The 17,615-nt window shown below is 66.7% G+C and carries 17 protein-coding genes; 6 read left to right on the forward strand and 11 right to left on the reverse strand.

Annotation, left to right across the window (positions count from 1 at the left end):
• Positions 1-60: 60 nt before the first annotated feature.
• Positions 61-831 carry a prepilin peptidase gene (locus tag AC3WT0_RS00360; RefSeq protein WP_492750536.1) on the forward strand — a complete coding sequence of 257 codons (771 nt, stop codon included), beginning with the start codon at positions 61-63 and terminating at the stop codon, positions 829-831.
• Here AC3WT0_RS00360 and eda read toward each other — a convergent pair.
• From eda to zwf, 3 genes are read right to left on the reverse strand one after another with little or no spacing between them, the layout of a single operon-like run.
• Positions 791-1,405 carry a bifunctional 4-hydroxy-2-oxoglutarate aldolase/2-dehydro-3-deoxy-phosphogluconate aldolase gene (gene eda / locus AC3WT0_RS00365; protein WP_492750538.1) on the reverse strand — a complete coding sequence of 205 codons (615 nt, stop codon included), beginning with the start codon at positions 1,403-1,405 and terminating at the stop codon, positions 791-793. The two genes, AC3WT0_RS00360 and eda, sit on opposite strands and share 41 nt — an antisense overlap.
• Before the next feature lies 1 nt (position 1,406).
• Complete coding sequence (gene edd / locus AC3WT0_RS00370; RefSeq protein ID WP_492750540.1) at positions 1,407-3,224, reverse strand: phosphogluconate dehydratase; 1,818 nt, start codon at positions 3,222-3,224, stop codon at positions 1,407-1,409.
• Entirely contained in the window at positions 3,217-4,677 is a 1,461-nt protein-coding gene (gene zwf, locus AC3WT0_RS00375; protein WP_492750541.1) for a glucose-6-phosphate dehydrogenase, read from the reverse strand. Before zwf ends, edd begins: the two co-directional genes overlap by 8 nt.
• Positions 4,678-4,798: 121 nt before the next feature.
• Here zwf and AC3WT0_RS00380 point away from each other — a divergent pair, with 121 nt between their 5' ends.
• The gene (locus tag AC3WT0_RS00380) at positions 4,799-6,220 is read left to right on the forward strand and encodes a coniferyl aldehyde dehydrogenase (RefSeq protein ID WP_492750542.1); all 1,422 of its coding nucleotides are present in this window, start codon (positions 4,799-4,801) and stop codon (positions 6,218-6,220) included.
• 14 nt (positions 6,221-6,234) lie between these two features.
• Positions 6,235-6,525 carry a DUF1330 domain-containing protein gene (locus AC3WT0_RS00385; RefSeq protein WP_492750543.1) on the forward strand — a complete coding sequence of 97 codons (291 nt, stop codon included), beginning with the start codon at positions 6,235-6,237 and terminating at the stop codon, positions 6,523-6,525.
• Between the two features lies 1 nt (position 6,526).
• Here the strand turns inward: AC3WT0_RS00385 and galE are convergent, their stop codons facing one another.
• Entirely contained in the window at positions 6,527-7,540 is a 1,014-nt protein-coding gene (gene galE / locus AC3WT0_RS00390; protein WP_492750544.1) for a UDP-glucose 4-epimerase GalE, read from the reverse strand.
• Between the two features lie 174 nt (positions 7,541-7,714).
• Here galE and AC3WT0_RS00395 point away from each other — a divergent pair, with 174 nt between their 5' ends.
• The 3 genes from AC3WT0_RS00395 (at position 7,715) to cysN (ending at position 11,979) form a co-directional block, all read left to right on the forward strand.
• Entirely contained in the window at positions 7,715-8,992 is a 1,278-nt protein-coding gene (locus AC3WT0_RS00395; RefSeq protein WP_492750545.1) for a methyl-accepting chemotaxis protein, read from the forward strand.
• Between the two features lie 192 nt (positions 8,993-9,184).
• Positions 9,185-10,081: a sulfate adenylyltransferase subunit CysD gene (gene cysD / locus AC3WT0_RS00400; protein ID WP_492750546.1), complete on the forward strand. Its 897-nt coding sequence runs from the start codon at positions 9,185-9,187 to the stop codon at positions 10,079-10,081.
• The gene (gene cysN, locus AC3WT0_RS00405) at positions 10,081-11,979 is read left to right on the forward strand and encodes a sulfate adenylyltransferase subunit CysN (RefSeq protein ID WP_492750547.1); all 1,899 of its coding nucleotides are present in this window, start codon (positions 10,081-10,083) and stop codon (positions 11,977-11,979) included. Before cysD ends, cysN begins: the two co-directional genes overlap by 1 nt.
• A 54-nt stretch (positions 11,980-12,033) precedes the next feature.
• Here cysN and AC3WT0_RS00410 read toward each other — a convergent pair whose 3' ends face one another.
• Genes AC3WT0_RS00410 through mtnB form a run of 7 tightly spaced genes read right to left on the reverse strand, consistent with a single transcriptional unit; the run spans position 12,034 to position 17,555 of the window.
• Positions 12,034-13,035 (reverse strand): fumarylacetoacetate hydrolase family protein, encoded by a 1,002-nt coding sequence (locus AC3WT0_RS00410; RefSeq protein ID WP_492750548.1) that lies wholly within the window; start codon positions 13,033-13,035, stop codon positions 12,034-12,036.
• Entirely contained in the window at positions 13,035-13,397 is a 363-nt protein-coding gene (locus AC3WT0_RS00415; RefSeq protein WP_492750549.1) for a cupin domain-containing protein, read from the reverse strand. Before AC3WT0_RS00415 ends, AC3WT0_RS00410 begins: the two co-directional genes overlap by 1 nt.
• Positions 13,394-14,692 (reverse strand): homogentisate 1,2-dioxygenase, encoded by a 1,299-nt coding sequence (gene hmgA, locus AC3WT0_RS00420; RefSeq protein WP_492750550.1) that lies wholly within the window; start codon positions 14,690-14,692, stop codon positions 13,394-13,396. The genes AC3WT0_RS00415 and hmgA overlap by 4 nt, the downstream gene beginning before the upstream one ends.
• A gap of 37 nt (positions 14,693-14,729) precedes the next feature.
• Entirely contained in the window at positions 14,730-15,776 is a 1,047-nt protein-coding gene (mtnA, locus tag AC3WT0_RS00425) for an S-methyl-5-thioribose-1-phosphate isomerase (RefSeq protein WP_492750551.1), read from the reverse strand.
• A complete protein-coding gene (gene mtnC / locus AC3WT0_RS00430) occupies positions 15,773-16,405 on the reverse strand; it encodes an acireductone synthase (protein WP_492750552.1) in 633 nt (210 codons plus the stop codon). The genes mtnA and mtnC overlap by 4 nt, the downstream gene beginning before the upstream one ends.
• Positions 16,405-16,953: a 1,2-dihydroxy-3-keto-5-methylthiopentene dioxygenase gene (locus AC3WT0_RS00435; protein ID WP_492750553.1), complete on the reverse strand. Its 549-nt coding sequence runs from the start codon at positions 16,951-16,953 to the stop codon at positions 16,405-16,407. Before AC3WT0_RS00435 ends, mtnC begins: the two co-directional genes overlap by 1 nt.
• Positions 16,950-17,555, reverse strand: coding sequence for a methylthioribulose 1-phosphate dehydratase (gene mtnB / locus AC3WT0_RS00440; protein WP_492750554.1), 606 nt, complete (start codon positions 17,553-17,555; stop codon positions 16,950-16,952). Before mtnB ends, AC3WT0_RS00435 begins: the two co-directional genes overlap by 4 nt.
• Positions 17,556-17,615: the final 60 nt, after the last annotated feature.

Consider the following 17,615-nt stretch of genomic DNA (forward strand, 5'->3'; position numbering starts at 1 on the left):
CTGCTAGGGCGGCGGCAAGACAATGACGCGGAAAAAGCGGACGATGAAGCGAGCGGGGCGATGAACCCTTCATGGGCATTGGCGGGGTTCGGTCTCGGCGCGATCGCGGGCAGCTTCGCCGCGACGATCGTCCTGCGCTGGCCGCAGGCGCGCTCGGTCGCGCATGGCCGCTCCGAATGCGACAATTGCCACCGCACGCTGACGCCCGTCGAGCTGATCCCGATTCTCGGTTTCCTGATCCCGCGTGGGCGCTGCGCCACCTGCCACGCGCGCATCGATCCGACACACCTGATCGTCGAACTTCTCGCCGCGCTGATCGGCGCGGTCGCCTTCGGCCTTGCGCCGGGGCTCGCCGGCGTCGCGGGGGCGCTCTTTGGCTGGTGGCTGCTGACGCTCGCAGCGCTCGACCTGTTCCACCTCTGGCTGCCCGATCGCCTCACCCTGCCGCTTGCCGCGCTTGGCATTGCGGGCGGCTTCGTCGCCCTCGATCCCGCGCCGCTCGATCGCATCGCCGGCCTCGTCGTCGGCTTCGGCACATTGTTCGTCGTGGCCGAGGGTTATCGCCTGCTGCGCGGCCGCGTCGGCCTCGGCGGTGGCGATCCCAAGCTGTTCGGCGCGATCGGCGCGTGGCTGGGGTGGCAGCTTCTGCCCTTCGTCCTGCTCATCGCCTGCGCCGGCGGGCTCGGCTATGCGCTGACGATGGCGGCGCGCGGCAAGCAGGTCGGCGGCAGCACGCAGCTTCCCTTCGGGGCGCTGCTCGCCGCCGGCGCCTTTGCCTGCTGGATCGCGCTCAGCGCGGGAGCGACGCCGCCGCTCGCGCCGCCGCTGTGATCGCCGCCCGGTCGACCGGACCGGGCTTCACCACCCAGCTTCCGCCGACGCACAGCACCGCCGGCTCGGCAAGCCAGCTCGCCGCGCTCTCGACGGTGATCCCGCCCGTCGGGCAGAAGCGGACATTGCCGAACGGCGCGGCAAGCGCCTTCAGCGCCTTCAGCCCGCCCGATGCTTCCGCCGGGAAGAATTTGAAGCGGTCCAGCCCCAGATCGAGCCCGCGCATGATGTCGCCGGCATTGGCGACGCCGGGCAGGAAAGCGACGTTCTGGTCGATCGCCGCGCGCGCCAGCGTGTCGGTAAGCCCCGGGCTGACGATGAACTGCGCGCCCACCTGAAGCGCGCGGTCGAGGTCGCGGGCATTGAGCACCGTCCCCGCACCGACGATCGCGCCCGGTACCTTCGCCATTTCGGCAATCACCTCGAGGGCGGCGGGCGTGCGCAGCGTCACTTCCAGCACATTGAGCCCGCCTTCGACCAGCGCCTCGGCGATCGGCCGCGCATCCTCGACCTTGTCGATCACCAGCACGGGGATGACGGGCGCGGTACGCATCACGGTTTCGACTGGCTGCATCTTATCGTTCCATTGCGTGAAGAAGGGGGGATGCGCCATGCTCTGCGTCGTCGCAGCCATGGCGGAACAGCGCGAAAAGCTCGCGCCCGGTGCCCATTGCGGGGCGCGGGGCAGGGGCAGGCTCGCGCGCGGCGAAATCGGGATCGATCACCTCGATCGTCCCCGCCACCGCATCGACGCGCACGATGTCGCCGTCGCGCACGCGCGCGATCGGGCCGCCGTGCAGCGCTTCGGGGCAGAGATGGATCGCCGCCGGCACCTTGCCCGATGCGCCCGACATGCGCCCGTCGGTGACGAGCGCAACGCGGAAGCCGCGATCCTGCAGCACGCCCAGCGGCGGAGTCAGCTTGTGGAGCTCGGGCATGCCGTTCGCCGCCGGTCCCTGGAAACGGACGACGACGATCACGTCGCGCTCCAGCTCGCCGGCCTTGAACGCCGCGATCACGTCGTCCTGGTCCGAAAAGACCGCCGCCGGCGCCTCGATCACATGGCGTTCGGGGTCGACGGCGCTGGTCTTGATGATCGCGCGCCCCAGATTGCCCGACAGCAGCTTCATCCCGCCCGTCGCCTGGAAAGGCGCGGCGGCGGGGCGCAACATGCTTTCGTCGCGCGACGCCGCGGGCGCGGGCGGCCAGCTCAGCATCTCGTCTTCCCATGCCGGCTCGGCGCGCCAGGCGTCGAGCCCGCCCGGCCAAACCGTCATGATGTCGCCATGGAGCAGCCCGGCGTCGAGCAGTTCGCGGATGACATAGGCCATGCCGCCGGCGCGCTGGAAATCGTTCACGTCGCCCTGGCCGTTGGGATAGACGCGCGCCAGCAACGGCACATTCTCCGACAACGTCTCGAAATCCTCCCAGTCGATCACGATCCCCGCCGCGCGCGCGATGGCGGGCAGGTGGATGGCATGGTTGGTCGATCCGCCCGTCGCCATCAGGCCCACGGCGGCGTTGACGATCGCCTTCTCGTCGATCACCCGGCCCAGCGGGCGATAGTCATTGCCGTCCCAGCCGATCTCGGTGATCCGGTGCGTCGCAGCGCGCGTCAGTTCCTGGCGCAGCTTGGTGCCGGGGTTGACGAAGGCGGCGTTGGGAACGTGCAGCCCCATCACTTCCATCATCATCTGGTTGCTGTTGGCGGTGCCGTAGAAGGTGCAGGTGCCCAGCCCGTGATAGCTCGCGGATTCGGCGGCAAGCAGTTCGTCGCGGCTCGCCTTGCCCTCGGCATAAAGCTGGCGGACGCGCGCCTTCTCCTTGTTGGCGAGCCCCGATGGCATCGGCCCGCCGGGGACGAGGATCGCCGGCAGATGGCCGAAGCGCAGCGCGCCCATCAGCATGCCCGGCACGATCTTGTCGCAGATGCCGAGCAGCAGCATCCCCTCGAACATCGCATGGCTGAGGCCAACGGCGGTGCCCAGCGCGATCGTGTCGCGACTGAACAGCGACAGTTCCATGCCGGCCTGCCCCTGCGTCACGCCGTCGCACATGGCGGGAACGCCGCCCGCCACCTGCGCCGTCGCGCCCTTTTCGCGCGCGAAGATCTTTATCTGCTCGGGATAGCGGGCATAGGGCGCGTGCGCCGAAAGCATGTCGTTGTAGGAGGTGACGATGCCGATGTTCATCGCCCGCCCGGCGCGGATCGCGGCCTTGTCCTCCTCGGCGGCGGCAAAGGCATGGGCAAGGTTGCCGCACCCCATATTGCCGCGCCGCGCACCATGGTCGCGCTCGGCCTCGATCAGGTCGAGATAGGCCGCCCGCGTCTCGCGGCTGCGCTCGATCACCCGGTCGGTGACGCGCGCAACGGCGGCATGAAGATTAGTCATGCCACGTCGCCCCGTCGCGCTCGGTCAGCGCGATCGCCGCGCTCGGCCCCCAGGTGCCCGACGTATAGGGCTTGGTCTCGACGCCGGCCTGCGCCCAGGCATCGTGGATCGAATCGATCCAGCCCCATGCCGCTTCCACCTCGTCGCGGCGGACGAACAGCGTCGGATCGCCTTCGAGCAGGTCGAGCAGCAGCCGCTCATAGGCGATGCGCCGCCGCTGGCCCGTCGCGCCGATCGACAGCGACACGTCGAGCGCCACTTCGCGCGTCTCGACGCCGTGGCGGTCGAGCCCGGGCTGCTTGGCCATGACGAGAAGCTGGATATTCTCCTCGGGCTGGATCTTGATGACCATCGCATTGGGCTGCAGCGGCTTGCCGTTGCCCGTGAAGATCGAGTGCGGCACCGGCCGGAACTGGATCAGGATCTCCGACTGGCGGCTCGGCATGCGCTTGCCGGTGCGCAGGTAGAAGGGGACGTTGGCCCAGCGCCAATTGTCGATGAAGGCCTTCACCGCGACGAAGGTCTCGGTGTCGGATTTCTGGCCCAGCTCTTCCTCATAGCCCTTCACCGGCTGGCCATCGACCGCGCCCGATCGATACTGGCCGCGCACGCTGTTCTGCGGCGCGCTGGTCGCGTCCATGTGGCGCAGCGAGCGGAGCACCTTGACCTTCTCGTCGCGCACCGACGCCGAATCCATCGATGCGGGCGGCTCCATCGCCACCAGCGCGAGCAGCTGGAGCATATGGTTCTGCACCATGTCCTTCAGCGCGCCGACGCCGTCATAATAGGAAACCCGGCCTTCCAGTCCGACGGTCTCGGCGACGGTGATCTGCACATGCTCGATCGCGCGCGAGGTCCAGAGCGGCTCGAACAATATGTTGCCGAAGCGCAGGACGAGCAAATTCTGCACCGTCTCCTTGCCCAGATAATGGTCGACGCGGAACACCTGATCCTCGGCGAAGACCGCGTTCACCCCGTCATTGACCGCGCGTGAGGAGGCGAGGTCCTGGCCGATCGGCTTTTCCATCGCGATGCGGACATTGGGGCCTGAAAGCCCGGCCTTGCCCAGTCCCTCGGCAACGGGCGCGAACAGCGACGGCGGGGTCGAGAGATAGACGGCGACGCCCTTGTCGCGCGCTTCGCCGACCATCCCGGCCAGCTTCTCGAAATCGGTGCTCTCGCCGACGCTGACCGGGCAATAGCGGATGCGCGACAGGATCGCGCTCGCGCTCTCTTCCTCATAGCGGTCGGCGGGCAGGAATTTCTTCAGCGCCTCGCCGATGTCGGCGCGGAATGCGTCGTCGTCCATCTGGGTGCGGCCCGATGCGATGATCGCGATGTCGTCGGGAAGCAGCCGGTCGACGAAGAGGTTGTAGAGCGACGGAAACAGCATGCGATGGGCAAGGTCGCCCGTCGCGCCAAACAGGATGATCGTGTGATAGGTCTCGGCCACTATAGCTTTCCTCGCCCTTCGGATTCGGCTTCTCCCAAGGAAGCCCTAGGGGCATCCGCCCTGTTCGACAACGGCTTCGCGATCGGCGATAGTGAATCGCAAATAACGAAGGGGAGGGCGAATGTCGGACAGGATGATGGCGGTGCTCGAGAAGCAGCGCAATGCATTTCATAACGAGCTTCCGGTCAGGATCGGCATCCGCAAGGAAAGGATCGATCGCGCCATCGCGATGCTGGTCGACAAGGCCGATGCGATCGCCGACGCACTCGCCGAGGATTTCGGCCACCGCAGCCGCGACCAGAGCCTGATTACCGACGTGGTCGGCCCGATCAAGGCGCTCAAGCATGCCCGCAGCCACATCGATCGCTGGTCGAAGCGTGAAAAGCGCGGCCTCGAATTTCCGCTCGGCCTGCTCGGCGCGCGGGCCTGGGTCGATTATCAGCCCAAGGGCGTCGTCGGCGTGATCGCGCCGTGGAACTTCCCGGTCCAGCTCGCGCTCGCGCCGATCGCGGGCGCGTTCGCCGCGGGCAACCGCGTGATGGTCAAATCCTCCGAATATGTCCCCGCGACCGCGACATTGTTCGAGGAGATCGTCCCCGGCTATTTCGACGAAAGCGAACTCGCCTTCTTCAGCGGCGGGCCGGATGTCGGGCAGGCCTTCGCCTCGCTGCCCTTCGATCATCTCATCTTCACCGGCGCGACGGGCATCGGCCGCCACATCCTCCACGCCGCCGCTGACAATCTCACGCCGGTCACGCTCGAACTGGGCGGCAAATCGCCCGCGATCATCGGCCGCACCGCCGACATTGCGCAGGCCAGCGAGCGCATCGCGCTCGGCAAGATGCTCAACGCCGGCCAGATCTGCCTCGCGCCCGATTACCTCCTCGTCCCCGACGAAAAGGAAAGCGAAGTGGTCGAGGGCGTTAAGGCCGCGGCGGGCCGGCTCTATCCCACCCTCCTGTCGAACCCGGACTATACGGCGGTGGTCAACGGCCGCCATTTCGACCGGCTCAATGCCTGGCTCGACGATGCCCGCGCCAAGGGCGCCGACGTCGTCACCGTCAATCCCGGCGGCGAGGATTTCTCGGCCTCGAACGGCACCAAGATGCCGCTTCATATCGTCCGCGACGCGACCGACGACATGCTGGTGATGCAGCAGGAGATTTTCGGCCCGATCCTCCCCGTCCGCCGCTACAAGGCGATCGACGACGCCATTGCCGAGGTCAACGGCCGCGATCGCCCGCTCGGCCTCTATTATTTCGGCAATGACGAACGCGAGCAGGATCGCGTGCTCGAACGCACCATCTCGGGCGGCGTGACGCTCAACGATGTCGTCTTCCACACCGCGATGGAGGATCTGCCCTTCGGCGGCATCGGCCCTTCGGGCATGGGCAGCTATCATGGCTTTGACGGCTTCCGCGCCTTCAGCCACGCCAAGGCGGTCTACAAGCAGCCGAAGATCGACGTCGCCAGGCTCGCAGGCTTCAAGCCGCCCTATGGCGATGCGACGAAGAAGGCCATCGCGCGCGATCTTCGCCGCTGAACGGAGAGAGAAACATGCCCGCCTACGCCGTCTTCATCCGCGACAGCCTGCACGATCAGGCCGAGTTCGACATCTACGCCCCCAAGGCCGGCGCCTCGACCGCCGGCCACCCGGTCACGCCGCGCGCCTATTATGGCGCGGTCGAGACGCTCGAGGGCCTGAATGTCGAAGGCGCGGTGATCCTCGAATTCCCGACCATGGCCGATGCCCGCGCCTGGTATGACAGCCCGGCCTATCAGGATGCGCTGATCCACCGCAAGGCGGCGGGCGACTATCGCGTCTTCCTGATCGAAGGCGTCGGCTGAACTAGCCCCCGGCGCGTTCGCCAAGCGCGCGTTCCCAGGCGAGCGCGTCGCGCACGATCCCGTCGAGATCGTCGCGGCGCGGCCGCCAGGGCAGGCGGGCGAGGATCGCGCGATTGTCGGCGATCAGCGCGTCGGGGTCGCCCGCGCGGCGCGGCTCGATCCGCCGCTCGATCGTCATGTTGGTCACGCGGTCGACGGCGTCGAGCACTTCGAGCACCGAGAAGCCGCGACCATAGCCGCAGTTGAGCAGCAGGTTTTCCGCCGGGCTCGCGATCAGCGCCTCCAGCGCGTCGACATGCGCGGCGGCGAGATCGCTGACATGGATATAGTCGCGCACCCCGGTGCCGTCGGGCGTCGCATAATCGGTGCCGAAGACCGAGACATGCCCGCGCTTGCCCGTCGCCGCCTCGACCGCGACCTTGATCAGGTGCGTCGCTCCCGCCGTCGATTGCCCGCTGCGTCCCTGCGGGTCCGCGCCCGCGACGTTGAAATAGCGCAGCGCCGCATAGTTGATCGGGTGCGCCGCCGCGACATCGGCCAGCATCGCCTCGCTCATCAGCTTGGACATGCCATAGGGATTGATCGGCCGCTGCGCCGCGCTCTCGCTGATCGGGCTTGCCTCGGGGATGCCATAGGTCGCGGCGGTGGAGGAGAAGATAAAGTGGCGCACGCCCTCGCTGACCGCGCTTTCGATCAGCGTGCGCGTCGCCCCCGTATTGTTGCGATAATATTTGAGCGGATCGACGACCGATTCGGGCACCACCACCGATCCCGCGAAATGCATGATCGCACCGATGCCGTGCCCGGCGATCAGCGGCCGCACCACGCCCGCATCGGCGATATCGCCTTGCACGAAAGGCGCGTCGGCGGGCACCGCCCAGCGAAATCCCGTCACCAGATTGTCGATGACGACGACCGGCCACCCCGCATCGCGCAGCGCCAGCACGGCATGGCTGCCGATATAGCCCGCGCCGCCGGTGACGAGGACGGCGGGCCGCTGCCGATCCGATGACAAGGTGCTTCACTCCTGAAATTGTCGCCGCGCGATAGCCCAAGCCGCGAAAAATGCCAGCCCATGCCGATACACCCGAAAATATCCAGCATTTTCACGACACTGTCACATCCGGCTTACGCCGCATTTACCATCTGCTGCCACTAAGCCACGCAACAACGACGAAACGGGGCGCGAGTGCAGGGCGGACGTGAAGCAATCAGTGGATCGAGTCTCTCGCTGCGCCGCGATGCGACGCTTGCCGAGGCGATCGACATTTTCCGCGCCGAGCCCGGCCTGCGGCTGCTTGCCGTCGTCGATGCCGATGCGCGCCCGGTCGGCGCGATCCGCGAGATCGACGTGCGCCGCATCCTCTTCAATCCTTTCGGCCATGCGCTGATGCAGAACCCCAGCTTCGGCGGCGCGCTGTCGGCCCATGTCAGTGCGTGCCCGATCGTCGAGGCGGACGACGGCGTCGGCGCGATGCTCGATGCCTTCGCGGCGGGCGGGGCGGGTGAAGGCATCATCCGCACCGATCGTGGGCGCTTCCGCGACGTCATTCCCAATGCCCGCTTGCTCGAGCTTGCCGCCAATCGCGAGCGCGATCGCGGCACCGCGCGGATCGCGCGCGCCGAATCGGTTGGCCGCCTCAGCGCGCGCTTCCAGCAGGAAGCGGCCGATCTCGCCGCCCACCTCGCGCGCACCGCCGACGCGATCCGTGCAGCCGCCGCTGGCATGGCCGAGCGCGCGGTGCAGACCGGCCATGCCAGCAGCGCCGCCGCCACCGCAGCCTCGCAGGCCGCCGACAATATGGGTGAGATCGCCGCGCGCGGCCGCTGGCTGGTCGAGGCGCTGGCGCAGGTCCAGGCCGAGGTCGGCGGCGCGCGCGAGTCGACCGGCCGCGCCGTCTCGCTCGTCGCCGACGGCGATATCCGCCTCCGCGCGCTGTCGAGCGTCGCCGACGAGATCACCGGGGTCATCGGCCTGATCGATTCGATCGCCAGCAAGGTGAACCTGCTCGCGCTCAATGCCTCGATCGAGGCGGTCCACGCCGGCGAGGCGGGCAGGGGCTTCGGCGTCGTCGCCGCCGAGGTGAAGTCGCTTGCCGGGCAGACGCGCGCTGCGGCGGGCGAGGTGGGCAAGCTCATCGGCCGCGTCCGCGACGCGATCGGCGATGTCGCACGCGGCCATGCCGGCATGGCAAGCGTGATCGCGCGGATCGAACAGATGTCGAGCCTCATCGATCGCTCGGTCGCCGAACAGAGCGGCGCGACGCAGGCGATCGCCGCCAATGTCGACGAAGCCGTGGGCGCCAGCGGCCATATCCACAGCAACATCGCAGAGATCGGCCAGGCAGCTTCCGAAGCCGCGCACCGCGCCGCCGACCTGCGCGACGAAGCGCGCTCGCTCGCAACGCACGCCGGCCGCCTCGGCACCCGCATCGATGGCTTCGTCGCCGAAATCCGCGCGGCCTGATCCCACGATATCGTCACCCCGGGCTTGCCCCGGGGTCCCGCGTCCGCAGCTCAGTCAGACATATCGCGCACTCAGATCACGCCAATCCGGGTTCGCAAGCTCGATCAGCGCAAACTTCCGCTCGCCCCGCCTTCACCCCTCTGCAGAAAAGCTTGTTGGCATGGCCCGGCATTGGCAATTAGCTGGGCGGCAATGACGTTGACCCATCTCGATCGGCTCGAGGCCGAGAGCATCCACATCATGCGTGAGGTCGTGGCCGAGGCCGAGCGGCCGGTCATGCTCTATTCGGTGGGCAAGGATTCCGCCGTCATGCTCCATCTGGCGAAGAAGGCCTTCTTCCCCGCGCCGCCGCCATTTCCGCTCCTCCACGTCGATACGACATGGAAGTTCCGCGCCATGTACGATCTGCGCGATCGCGCGGCGGCGGAGGCGGGGATGGAGTTGCTCGTCCACCGCAATCCCGATGCGCTCGAACGCGGGATCAACCCCTTCGATCATGGCGCGCTCCATACCGACATGTGGAAGACCGAGGGGCTCAAGCAGGCGCTCGATCTCCACGGCTTCGACGCGGCCTTCGGCGGCGCGCGGCGCGACGAGGAGAAAAGCCGCGCCAAGGAACGCGTCTTCTCCTTCCGCACCGCCAGCCACCAATGGGATCCCAAGCAGCAGCGGCCCGAGCTGTGGCGGCTCTACAATGCCCGCAAGGCGAAGGGCGAAAGCATCCGCGCCTTCCCGCTCTCCAACTGGACCGAGCTCGATATCTGGCAATATATCCGCCGCGAATCGATCGAGATCGTCCCGCTCTATTTCGCCGCGCCGCGCCCCACGGTCGAACGCGACGGCCTGCTGCTGATGGTCGACGACGATCGCTTTCCGCTCGGCGAAGGCGAGGTGCCCGTCGAGCGCTCGATCCGCTTCCGCACCCTCGGCTGCTATCCGCTCACTGGTGCGGTCGAAAGCACCGCCGACACGCTCGAAGCCGTGATCCGCGAGATGCTGCTCACCACCACCTCGGAGCGGCAGGGCCGCGCCATCGACCATGACCAGAGCGCGAGCATGGAGAAGAAGAAGCGCGAGGGCTATTTCTGATGAGCGGTTCCTATCGCCCCGACGCGCTGATCGCCGACGATATCGCGGCCTATCTTGCGCAGCATGAGCATAAATCGCTGCTCCGCTTCATCACCTGCGGCTCGGTGGACGATGGCAAGTCGACGCTGATCGGCCGGCTGCTCTACGATTCGAAGCAGATTTTCGAGGATCAGCTTTCGACGCTCGAAAGCGACAGCAAGCGCGTCGGCACGCAGGGCGGCGAGATCGATTTCGCGCTTCTCGTCGACGGTCTCGCGGCGGAGCGCGAGCAGGGCATCACCATCGACGTCGCCTATCGCTTCTTCGCGACCGAGAAGCGCAAGTTCATCGTCGCCGACACGCCGGGGCACGAACAATATACGCGCAACATGGTGACGGGCGCGTCGACCGCCGATCTCGCCGTGATCCTGATCGACGCGCGCAAGGGCGTGCTCACCCAGACGCGCCGGCACAGTTTCCTCGCGCATCTGATCGGCATCCGCCACATCGTGCTCGCGGTGAACAAGATGGATCTGGTCGATTATGACCGCGCCGTCTTCGATCGCATCCGCCTGCAATATCGCGCCTTCGCGAACGAGATCGGCATCACCGATTTCCGCGCCATTCCGGTCTCGGGCCTGGGCGGAGACAATATCGCGGCGGCGTCCGCAAACATGCCCTGGTATGACGGGCCGACGCTCGTCGAGCATCTGGAAACCGTGCCGGTCGATCAGGATGCCGATGCCGCGCGGCCTTTCCGCATGGCGGTGCAGTGGGTCAACCGGCCCGATCTCGATTTCCGCGGCTTTGCCGGGCTGGTCGATGCCGGGACGGTGCAGCCCGGCGATCCGGTGCGTATCCTGCCGTCGGGGCGGACGAGCAGCGTCGCGCGCATCGTTTCGGCCGACGGCGATCTGCCGGCGACGCGGGCAGGGCAGTCCGTGACGCTGACCCTCGCCGACGAGGTCGATTGCTCGCGCGGCGACGTCATCGCCGCCGCCGGCGACCCGCCCGAGGCGGCCGACCAGTTCGAGGCGACGGTCGTCTGGATGGCCGACGAGGCGATGCTGCCGGGCCGCGCCTATTGGCTGAAACTGGGCACCCGCACCGTCTCCGCCACGATGAGGGCGCCCAAATATCAGGTCAACGTCAACACGCTGGAGCATGTCGCGGCGCGTTCGCTCGATCTCAACGCGATCGGCGTCGTCACCTTCTCGACCGACAGCCCGATCGTGTTCGAGCCCTATGCCGACAGCCGGTCGCTCGGCGGCTTCATCCTGATCGACAAGATCAGCAACGCGACCGTCGCGGCGGGGATGATCCATTTCGCGCTGCGCCGGAGCCAGAATGTCCACTGGCAGTCGCAGGACGTGACGCGCGAGGCGCGGGCCGGCCTCAAGAACCAGAAGCCCGCCGTGCTCTGGTTCACCGGGCTTTCGGGCGCGGGCAAGTCGACCATCGCCAATCTCGTCGAAAAGAAGCTGCACCGCATGAACCGGCACAGCTTCCTGCTCGACGGCGACAATGTGCGTCACGGGCTCAACCGCGATCTCGGCTTCACCGATGCCGACCGTGTCGAGAATATCCGCCGTCTCGGCGAAGTCGCGAAGCTGATGGCCGATGCCGGGCTGATCGTCATCACCGCCTTCATCTCGCCCTTCCGCGCCGAACGGCAGATGGTGCGCGAGATGCTCCCGGTCGGCGAATTCGTCGAAATTTTCGTCGATACGCCGCTTGCTGACGCCGAAAAGCGCGACGTGAAGGGCCTCTACGCCAAGGCGCGCGCGGGCAAGCTCAGGAACTTCACGGGCATCGACAGCCCCTATGAAAAGCCCGAAAGTCCAGAGATTCGCATCGATACGACGCGCCTCACCCCCGAACAGGCCGCCGACCTGATCGTCGATCATCTGCTGGGATAGTTTCGGAACCGAAATGTAGGATCGCGCCGAAAAGCGCTATTTCCCCCTGACAACCTAGCCGACAACCTGGTCGATAACCCCGAAGATCGGATGGTGGTGGTCATCCTCCATCCAGATCTTCACCGCATCGCCATTCTTCAGGAACGGCGTGCTCGGCTTTCCGTCACGGATCGTCTCGACCGTCCGCACTTCGGCCAGGCAGCTATAGCCAACCCCGCCCTCATCCACAGGCATGCCCGGCCCTCCATCCGCGCCGCGGTTGGACACTGTGCCCGATCCGATGATCGTCCCCGCGCGCAGGTTGCGCGTCTTCGCGGCGTGGGCGATCAGCGTGCCGAAATCAAAGGTCATGTCTTCGCCAGCCTCGGCGCGGCCGAGCGGTTTGCCGTTGAGGTCGACCATCAGCTTGCGGTGCAGCTTGCCGTCGCGCCACCAGTCTCCCAACGCATCGGGCGTGACGAACACCGGCGAGAAGGCGCTTGCCGGCTTGGACTGGAAGAAGCCGAAACCCTTGGCCAGCTCGCCCGGGATCAGGTTGCGCAGCGAAACATCGTTGGTCAGCCCCACCAGCCTGACCGCCGCGAGCGCATCCTCGCGGCTCGCGCCGAGCGGCACGTCGCCAGTGACGACGACGACCTCCGCCTCCATGTCGCAGCCCCAGGCTTCGTCGGCGAGCGGGATGGGATCGCGCGCGCCGAGAAAATCGTCCGATCCGCCCTGATACATCAGCGGGTCGCTCCAGAAACTCTCGGGCATCTCGGCGCCACGCGCCTGCCTGACCAGCGCGACATGGTTCACATAAGCCGATCCGTCCGCCCACTGATAGGCGCGGGGCAGGGGCGCCGCAGCCAGCCGCTCATGAAAGCGCTCCTGCGGGATCGCTTCATGTTCCAGATCGGTCGCGAGGTTGCGGAGCAGCGGTTCGAAATGATCCCAGTCGTCGAGCGCGGCTTGCAGCGTGGGGACGATATGGCCCGCCTCCGCATACCAGGCGAGATCGTTCGAGACGACGACGAGACGGCCGTCACGGCCGGCCTTCAGGCTTGCAAGTTTCATCAGATCGTCACTCCCGAAGGTGCGGTGAAGGCGGAAGCCGGCGCATCGCCGGTGTTGATCACTTCCGAGGGCTCGAAGATCAGCACTTCGGCTTCCTCGTCGCTAGCGGTGCGATGCTCGACGCCGCGCGGCACGACCGTCATCTCGCCCGGTCCAAGCTCGACGACATGGTCGCGATATTCGACGCGAAACAGCCCCTTCCAGACAAGAAAGGTCTCATCGGCGTCGGGGTGGCTGTGCCACGGAAAAACGCCCTTCGTCTTGACGAGGCGGATGTCCTGCCCGTTGGCCTGTGCCGCGATCTTCGGACGCCAATGCTCGTCGATCGCCGCGAATTTCTCGCTCAGCGGAATCCGGATCACGGCAGCTGCGCCTTCGGGAATCCATCCCACACTTCGTCATAGCCGCGCTGACGTTCGGCGCAGTCGAGCGCATGTGCCGTCGGGCGATAGGGCCAGCAGGTCTCGACCATGAAGGCCATCGTGCCTTCGATCTTGTGCGGCTTGAGTTCCACTGCGCTCGCGCCCCTCCAGCTCGCGACGTCGGGACCGTGCCCGGCGAGCAGATTGTGCAGGCTGATCGCACCGGGCGCGAAGCCGTCGGCCTTGGCATCGTAAGCGCCGTAGATAAGCCCCATCGCCTCGCTCATCACATTGCGATGGAACCAGGGCGGCCGGAACGTATCCTCGGCAACCATCCAGCGCGGCGGGAAGATCACGAAATCGGCGTTGGCGCGGCCAGGCATATGGCTGGGCGAGGTCAGCACGGTGAAGATCGAGGGATCGGGGTGATCGAAGCTGACGGTGCCGATCGTGTTGAAGCGCGCGAGATCATATTTGCACGGTGCAAGATTGCCGTGCCAGGCAACGACATCGAGCGGCGAATGATCGAGCTCAGTGACCCACAGCGCGCCAAGCGACTTCTGGATCAGCTCGAACCTCTCGTCGCGATCCTCATACCAGGCGACCGGCGTCTGGAAGTCGCGGCTCGCAGCGAGGCTGTTGGCGCCGATCGGGCCAAGCTCGGGCAGGCGGAAGGGCACGCCCTGATTTTCGGCGACATAGCCGCGTGCGATGCCGTCGGGCAGTAGCGCACGAAAGCGAGCCCCGCGCGGCACAAGTGCGATCTCTCCGGGGGAAAGCTCGATCCGGCCGAACTCGGTCAGCAGCGTCAGCCGCCCCTGCTGGGGAATGAAGAGCAGTTCGCCGTCGGCGTCGACGAAGGCGCGCGTCGCCATGTCGCGATTGGCCGCGTAGACATGAAAGGCGACGCCTTCGAGCGACGCCGCATCATGATTGACCAGCATCGTCGCCATGCCGTCGATCAGATCGACCGGAGCCTCCGGCAACGGCGCGGGGCTCCAGCGCATGCGGTTCGGCGCGAGCTTGCCGGGTGCGGCTTCCGCGACGAAGCGCTCGGCACCGTCATAGGGACGATATGGGTGATGCATCGCGCTCGGGCGGATGCGGTAAAGCCAGCTGCGGCGATTCTCGTGGCGCGGCGCGGTAAAAGCGGTTCCCGACAATTGCTCCGCATAGAGGCCGAAGGCGGGGCGTTGCGGCGAGTTGCGGCCGATCGGCAAGGCGCCCGCGACCGCCTCGGTCTCATGAGTGTTGGCGAAGCCGGGCATATAGGCCGGCGCGTCGTTCGCGATCATGCCCCATGTCTATCCGGCGGGCGCGCGTCCGTCCAGTTCAGGGGCGGTCGAGCAAACCGCGTTCGGTGACATAGCCCGTCACCAGACGGGCGGGGGTCACGTCGAAGGCCGGATTGTGCGCGGGCGATTCGGTGACGCGAATGCTGCGCAGCACACCGTCCGCATCAGGCCCCGTAAGCCAGCCGACTTCGCTTTCGCTACGTTCCTCGATCGGGATCAGGTCGCCCGACGCCATGCTGCGGTCGATCGTCGTGTACGGCAGCGCGACATAGAAGGGTACGCCATTATCATGCGCTGCAAGCGCCTTCAGGTAAGTGCCGATCTTGTTGCAGACATCGCCATTCGCAGTGACGCGATCGGTGCCGACGATCACCAGATCAACCTCGCCCTTCTGCATCAGCAGCCCGCCGACATTATCCGCGATCACCCGGTGCGGCACCCCGTGCCCCGACAGCTCGAAAGCGGTCAGCAGCGCGCCCTGATTGCGCGGGCGGGTTTCATCGACCCAGACGTGCACGGGGATGCCGGCGTCGTGCGCCAGATAGATCGGCGCCAATGCGGTGCCATAGTCGACCGTCGCCAGCCAACCGGCGTTGCAATGCGTCAGGATATTGAGCGGTCGCCCCGGATTGCGCGCATGAATCTCACGGAACAGCGCCAGCCCATGCTCACCGATCGCGCGATTGAGGGCGACATCCTCGTCGCAAAGGGCATCGGCGCGCGCGAAGGCCGCCGCAGCGCGCTCATCCTCCGGCAGCGGCGCGACATGGTCGCGCATCAGATCGAGCGCCCAACGCAGATTGATCGCGGTCGGCCGCGTAGCGAGCAGCATCGCATGCGTCCGGTCGAGCGCTTCGTCCGATGCATCCACCGCCAGCGCGATCGCGAGACCGTAGGCGCCGGTCATCGCGAGCAACGGCGCACCGCGCGTCCACATCTCATGAATCGCCGTCGCGCAAGCCTCGGCGCTGCGCAGTTCAACCCAGACGATCTCCCACGGCAGACGGCGCTGGTCCATGATACGAACGCCAGCGCCGTCCGCAGTGCGCTCGATCGAGCGCCGATGCACGCCTTCGAGTTTCATGCGTCGACCAGTATCTCGTGAAAATTGTCGCCCCGGCTGCGATCGATCAGGTGGGTCTGCAGCCCCGCGATCCGCGCAGCCTCGATCTCCGCTGCGATATCCGACAGGAACAGGATCGTCGCGGGATCGCCGCCGATGGCGGCCGCGATCCTCGCATAGGATTCGGGATCGCGCTTCGATCCCGTCGAAAGATCGAACCAGCCCGAGAAAAGCTGAGCCAGATCGCCTTCGATGCTGTAGCCGAAGATCAGTTTTTGCGCGTCGATCGACCCCGACGAGAAGACGTAGAGCGGCAGCCCCTGCGCATGCCAGCGGCGCAGCATCTCCGCAGCATCGGGATAGACATGACCGCGCAGCGCGCCGCTGCGATACCCCTCGGCCCAGATCATGCCCTGCAGCGTCTTGAGCGGCGCGGCCTTGCGGTCCTCGTCGATCCAGCGCTTGAGCGTCTCGACCGGGTCACCCGGTTCCTCCGCGCGCACTTCGGCCAGGATCGGCGCGGCAAGATCATGATGCTCCGCGACGAAATCGTCGATGCGGTCGCGCGCATAGGGGAACAGCGTTTCGGCGACGAACGCGATGCTGCTCGTCGTCCCCTCGATATCCGTGACGATGGCGCGGATTGGCATCAGGCGGGTTCGTGACGCGGGAAGAGGCTCGCGATCGGATCGCCGCTGAACTTCGCTACCCATCCTTCTGGCGAGGTGAAGAGGCGGATGGCTGTGAAGCGCGGCGTCGGCCCCATGTCGAACCAGTGGCGGATGCCGGCGGGAACCGAGATCAGATCGCCTGCCTCGCAGAGCACCGCATGGACGCGGCCATTGCTGCGCAGCGTGAACAGTCCTTCGCCTTCGACGAAGAAGCGAACCTCGTCTTCGCCATGTATATGCTCGTCGAGAAATTTGCTGCGCAGCGCCGCGCGATCGGGATGATCGGGCTTCAGACGGATCACATCGACCGATCGATAGCCGTTGGCGCCGCTCAACCGTGCGATCTCGGGTGCATAGGCCGAGAGGACGGCTTCGTCGCTGGCGTCGGTGGGCAAGATTGCGTGCGTCGGCCAACGCTCGAAAGCGACGCCGATCGCGGCCAGCTCCGTGGCGATCGCATCGGCGTCGCGCGTGTCGAGCAGCGGCGTCGAGGGATCGGCTTCGGGGTAGATTGTCAGTCTGCTCATCGCGCGGCTCCGGCAAAGCTGAGTTCGGCGAGCTCGGTGGCGATCATCCACTCGATCGCCTCGGTGACGCGCTCCGCCTCGTCGATATCGCGTCCCCAGCTATAGAGGCCGTGATCGCGGATGAGATAAGCCGGCGCGCCATCGATCCGCCCGGCGATCGCCGCCTCGATCACCGCCATGTCCTGGCTGTTGTCGACGATCGGCAGAGTCACCGAAATGTCGTGCGTCGTGATGCCGGGCAGCGCCTTCAGCATCTCATGCCCTTCGAGCCGGATGTGGCTGGCGCCGCGCCGCGCGCGTCCGAGCCCAACGGCCGCATGCGAATGGCTGTGCAGCACCGAGCCGATCGCGGGATCCTGAGCATAGAGCCACAGATGGAGCGCCGTCTCCGCCGAAGGGCGCTTGGGCTCGAGCGGCGTGCCGTCGGGCGCGAGCAGCATCACATCATCTTCGGTCAGGCGGCCCTTATGGCGCCCCGAAACGGTGATCGCGATCGTCCCGTCGGCAAGCCGGATCGAATAATTGCCGCTGGTCGCCGGCGCCCAGCCCCGCGCATCGAATGCCTTGCCGAGCGCGACGATCGCGCGCCGGGCCTCGGCCAAGGTGGGTCCATCGGGCTGCACGCGGGCCTTATGCCGTCAGCGGACGATTCGGTCCACGCA

The organism is Sphingomonas sp. EU05-FHT14C10 (assembly GCF_058790595.1).

Coding starts and splice junctions, on each gene's coding strand:
- mtnA (WP_492750551.1), bottom strand. CDS start 15,776: ATGAAACTCGAAGGCGTGCATCGGCGCTCGATCGAGCGCACTGCGGAC.
- hmgA (WP_492750550.1), bottom strand. CDS start 14,692: ATGATCGCGAACGACGCGCCGGCCTATATGCCCGGCTTCGCCAACACT.
- edd (WP_492750540.1), bottom strand. CDS start 3,224: ATGACTAATCTTCATGCCGCCGTTGCGCGCGTCACCGACCGGGTGATC.
- AC3WT0_RS00410 (WP_492750548.1), bottom strand. CDS start 13,035: ATGAAACTTGCAAGCCTGAAGGCCGGCCGTGACGGCCGTCTCGTCGTC.
- mtnC (WP_492750552.1), bottom strand. CDS start 16,405: ATGCCAATCCGCGCCATCGTCACGGATATCGAGGGGACGACGAGCAGC.
- AC3WT0_RS00385 (WP_492750543.1), top strand. CDS start 6,235: ATGCCCGCCTACGCCGTCTTCATCCGCGACAGCCTGCACGATCAGGCC.
- eda (WP_492750538.1), bottom strand. CDS start 1,405: ATGCAGCCAGTCGAAACCGTGATGCGTACCGCGCCCGTCATCCCCGTG.
- AC3WT0_RS00380 (WP_492750542.1), top strand. CDS start 4,799: ATGTCGGACAGGATGATGGCGGTGCTCGAGAAGCAGCGCAATGCATTT.
- cysD (WP_492750546.1), top strand. CDS start 9,185: ATGACGTTGACCCATCTCGATCGGCTCGAGGCCGAGAGCATCCACATC.
- cysN (WP_492750547.1), top strand. CDS start 10,081: ATGAGCGGTTCCTATCGCCCCGACGCGCTGATCGCCGACGATATCGCG.
- AC3WT0_RS00435 (WP_492750553.1), bottom strand. CDS start 16,953: ATGAGCAGACTGACAATCTACCCCGAAGCCGATCCCTCGACGCCGCTG.
- AC3WT0_RS00360 (WP_492750536.1), top strand. CDS start 61: ATGAACCCTTCATGGGCATTGGCGGGGTTCGGTCTCGGCGCGATCGCG.